The following is a 3,877-nucleotide window of genomic DNA, read 5'->3' as shown; positions in this document are numbered from 1 at the left end:
CAGCATTTTCCCCCTCAAGGGTTATTAAATAGCCTGTGTTATAGTCAGTACCGTAAGAAAGGGTTTTTACATCATACTTTTCATCATTATCACCACCAACACCCTTCCCTTCGAAGGTTTTCGTTTCCCCAATCTGTTTCCAGGTAGGAGGAGGAGGCGGGTCTTTTTCAAAAAGACCTTTCCCGAAGATTGAAGCCTTTTTAATCATTAATGGGACTAAGGCTTCATTGGAGTCTTCTTTTATTTTTTTTATCGCATCTTTCTCATCATCAGTGAGCACTTCACCATTTGCAACTTTGTCAAGAAAAGGTTGAAGTGAGTTGTGATTTGCTGTCTGCTCATTCACCATATTCAAATTTTCAATTTGAACAATTGTTCTCTCGACTTTCGAGATACTAAATTTGCTAGTGAATGCTGATCCAAACATTTTTACTTGAAATGTATGAGGAACAGCGAGGATGAGCAGGAACGTCACTATGCCGAATGCATAGAGGTAACAAAGTTTTTTAGCAAACCTTGTTTTAATTCCCCAAAACCAATCGGACATTAGTACGATTGATAAAGCAAGAACTAGCAGTGGGAGCAACAACAGGTTTCTTTTGAAATCTAGAGTTGCGGAAAACATACACAGAGTTGCAATTGCCATGTATATGTTGCCAAGGGTTAACCAGACATCTTTCATCACATCTTTACCGTGATTGGTGATGTTTAGATTTTTGGCATCAAGGGTTTTGATTGCAACCAGTACAGCAATGTATCGCGGCGTGGTTCCAATCCAGATGAAGAATGGAAGAATCGCTAGCCCATAAATTGGGATAAACAATTTCATTCCAAAGAATACCAGACAAATTAGAATAAAGAGGAAAACCCCAATACCTACCATCAATCTTCGTAAGTAGATTGTGTGATAACCGTCCAAGATACCTACTTCATGCCTTACTATTGCAGGGCTACGAAGAAGGAGTTGCCAAATGAAACTAAGTCTTGCAAACATGATATACCTCCATAAAAGAATTATTTCTTGATTTTTTTTCCGTCAGATCCCCATTTAACTCGATTATTTTCCCCATACCTGTTTCCGAGAAAATTATCAACTGATTTCTCAAAATTATTAAGTCGCTTTTTCACAACTCTTTTAGGGGGAAGATGCGGTTCAATTTTCTTCTTGGCATCTTTGCATATGCCAGTAAGTAATGTAATGTTGGAATCTTTTGTGTAACCAGCAGCTTCTACGTAGAATAATGCTGTTTTGTACCCATCTGTGCTCGATTTTTCACCTCGGATTCGACCGATTTCAGTCGCTTCTTCAATCGCCTCATCAGGGTTTTGGGTATATTTTGTCCCAAGATGTTCTTGTAGCCTACGTTCTTTCAACGAAGAATCTTCTCCTAACTCCGTTTTAAAGAGATTGTAATAGCTTCTCTCAGGGTCATTCATTTTCTTGACCATCGAAGCATGATTTAACTCGTCGCCGATTCCCACCGCAGCGGCAGCAACTTTTTGAGTTGTCTTTTCTTCACCAGTTGGAACTTCTTTTGTTTTTTCTGCGACATCTTTCTTGTTTGAGAATGCCTTGGTTAACGAGCTGACAATATCAACTCCAGTGTGAATGTGAGACGCCGAATCAAACAAGCCACTAAAAGATTTGAATAAGTTCATTATATCCTCCCATTGTCTTTCAGGATTTGTTTTAGTGTGTTAGCTGACCCGATTGGTTCGCCACACTTAGGACAGGAATTGTCACTTGAAATAACATCTTCATGACATTTCTTGCATTTAGCTAACTCAACTGTTATTTCAAAAGTTTTTTTAAGACTTTTGTTGAGTTTTGACTTAACTTCTATCGTTACTTTTTTTTCAATCGCCAGGATTGATGGTGGTGTATATATACCACCATCTTGGATTGATCCACCCTCGGGAGTAAGAACCCTACATTTAAAGTTCTTAATTCCTTCTTTGTCATGCCGTGAAACAATATTCAACTGAACATTTTTCTCTCCAGCCACTATGATTGGCTGTTTGCCAATCATTAGACTTACTGGAATCAATTGAACCTTAGCCAATGCTACTTTCCCAGAATTCTGGTCAGTAACTCTCACCGTAATTGTTTTTGTTTTCTTAGCTATCTCTGGGCTTGAGTAAAGACCTTTCTGGTCGATAGAGCCAGAGTAGAAATTTTCACTAATAATTTCCCACCGGTTGTTTGTTGCTATCCCACCACACTTTGTTTCAAACTGAATTTGTGTGTTAGAAAAACATTTTATCTTTTTGCTTGGTAGGATTTGGACCTCCGGGCTTACAATGGTGATATCAAATTTAATTGATATGGTTTTGTTAGCCGCTGCAAAGCATTCAATTTTAACATTAGTATCAGACTCAACCTTTTCTGCTTGGAAAAGACCATTTCCTTTACTAACAACAGGACCAGACGAGACAAGCCAAGAAATTTGTTTCTCTTGCTTCGAAACAGATCCCTCAACTTCAGCATCTATTCTGAATCCCTTGCCAGACTGTACATCAATTTTGGTACTCGGTGTAATTATCGCGGTAATCGCCATGGTTAATCTCCTTTATATCTAAAGTTAGGTAAATTTCTCAATTGTCAAAGGACAAATTCCTTTTTAGACACTTTTTTTATCATAAGTGACTAATATAGAATACTAGCATATTTTGAGTATTTTGTCAAGCTGTTAAATAGAAAATTCATAGAGGATACAATACATAATGTGATTGGTGCCAAGATGGTTATTCGAAGATTCTTTAAGTATTTTAGGAATAATTGGGGTCAGGTCTTGTTTTTTGCATTCAGCCGATAATTAAGTTATAATAAAAAAGAACAGATAACCATTTATTTCTATTACATAAAAAACAATAATTTTTAACCTAAACCAATGGCCAGACCTCTTCGCATAGAATACCCAGGAGCATTTTACCACATTACATCTCGAGGAAATGCTCGACAGGATATTTTTAAAACAAAAAAAGATTTTAAAGATTTTTTAATTATTCTTAAAGAAAATACAGAAAGATACAATTGGCAATGCTATGCCTATTGTCTGATGTCTAATCATTATCATTTACTTATTAAAACTCTTGACCCAAATCTATCTCAAGGAATGAGGCAACTGAACGGAGTCTATACGCAGAAATCTAATTACAATCACAAAACAGTAGGTCATATATTCCAAGGAAGATACAAAGCCATTTTGGTTGATGAAGAAAAATATTTTTATGAATTGGTGAGATATATAGTATTAAATCCAGTTAGAGCGAAAATGGTAAAAAATCCAGAAAACTATCACTGGAGTAGCCACAGAGAAATGTTAATTGATGACGAGGGTAATGTTACTGAAAGAGGCGATGCTCTAAAAAGGTTTGATGGACTAGAAGAGTATAAAAAATATATTAGTTTGGGAGTAGGAGATAGTGATGTTTGGGAAGATCTAAAGGGTGGTATTGTTCTTGGATCTATTCCTTTTGCAGAAAAAATAAGAGATTATATTAAAAAAGAAAGAAAAGAATCAATAAGCATAAATAAAAAAGAGAGATATGTTGGTAGACCGTCCTTGGATAAAATATTTAGAGAAAAAGATATAACAAAAGAAAAACGAAACGAATTAATTTATGATGCCTACAAAAATAGCGGTTATTCTTTATCAGAAATAGCAACTAAAATTGGCCTACATGTATCGGTAGTGAGCAGAATAGTGAAGAGATTTATTGATAATGCAAAAAACAAGACCTGACCCCATTTACCGGTGTGTTGGTTGCGATCTCACAACATAACAACAAAAATTAATGTACAAATGGATATGGGTGGTGAGTTCTACTCTGGTTCGAAGAGAAAACAGGAAGAGTGGAACGAGCACTTTTCTAT

Annotated in this window: 4 protein-coding genes; 1 reads left to right on the top strand and 3 read right to left on the bottom strand. The window is 36.1% G+C overall.

The window, feature by feature from the left end; genetic code table 11:
• The 3 genes from PF572_01390 to PF572_01380 form a co-directional block, all read right to left on the bottom strand.
• Positions 1–994, bottom strand: a 994-nt coding sequence (locus PF572_01390; GenBank protein MDA3839719.1) for a hypothetical protein, incomplete at its 3' end; no start/stop codon positions are given.
• 20 nt (positions 995–1,014) lie between these two features.
• A complete protein-coding gene (locus PF572_01385) occupies positions 1,015–1,659 on the bottom strand; it encodes a hypothetical protein (protein MDA3839718.1) in 645 nt (214 codons plus the stop codon).
• The gene (locus PF572_01380) at positions 1,659–2,558 is read right to left on the bottom strand and encodes a hypothetical protein (GenBank protein ID MDA3839717.1); all 900 of its coding nucleotides are present in this window, start codon (positions 2,556–2,558) and stop codon (positions 1,659–1,661) included. Before PF572_01380 ends, PF572_01385 begins: the two co-directional genes overlap by 1 nt.
• Before the next feature lie 333 nt (positions 2,559–2,891).
• Here PF572_01380 and PF572_01375 point away from each other — a divergent pair, with 333 nt between their 5' ends.
• Positions 2,892–3,746 carry a transposase gene (locus tag PF572_01375; protein ID MDA3839716.1) on the top strand — a complete coding sequence of 285 codons (855 nt, stop codon included), beginning with the start codon at positions 2,892–2,894 and terminating at the stop codon, positions 3,744–3,746.
• Positions 3,747–3,877 lie beyond the last annotated feature (131 nt).

It is taken from the genome of Patescibacteria group bacterium, assembly GCA_027858235.1.
Classification (GTDB): domain Bacteria; phylum Patescibacteriota; class Patescibacteriia; order Patescibacteriales; family BM507; genus BM507.
This window is presented reverse-complemented; position numbering and strand designations above follow the sequence as displayed.

Excerpts from the sequence above, each read along its gene's own strand:
- PF572_01385 (MDA3839718.1), bottom strand. The coding sequence starts at position 1,659 with ATGAACTTATTCAAATCTTTTAGTGGCTTGTTTGATTCGGCGTCTCAC.
- PF572_01380 (MDA3839717.1), bottom strand. The coding sequence starts at position 2,558 with ATGGCGATTACCGCGATAATTACACCGAGTACCAAAATTGATGTACAG.
- PF572_01375 (MDA3839716.1), top strand. The coding sequence starts at position 2,892 with ATGGCCAGACCTCTTCGCATAGAATACCCAGGAGCATTTTACCACATT.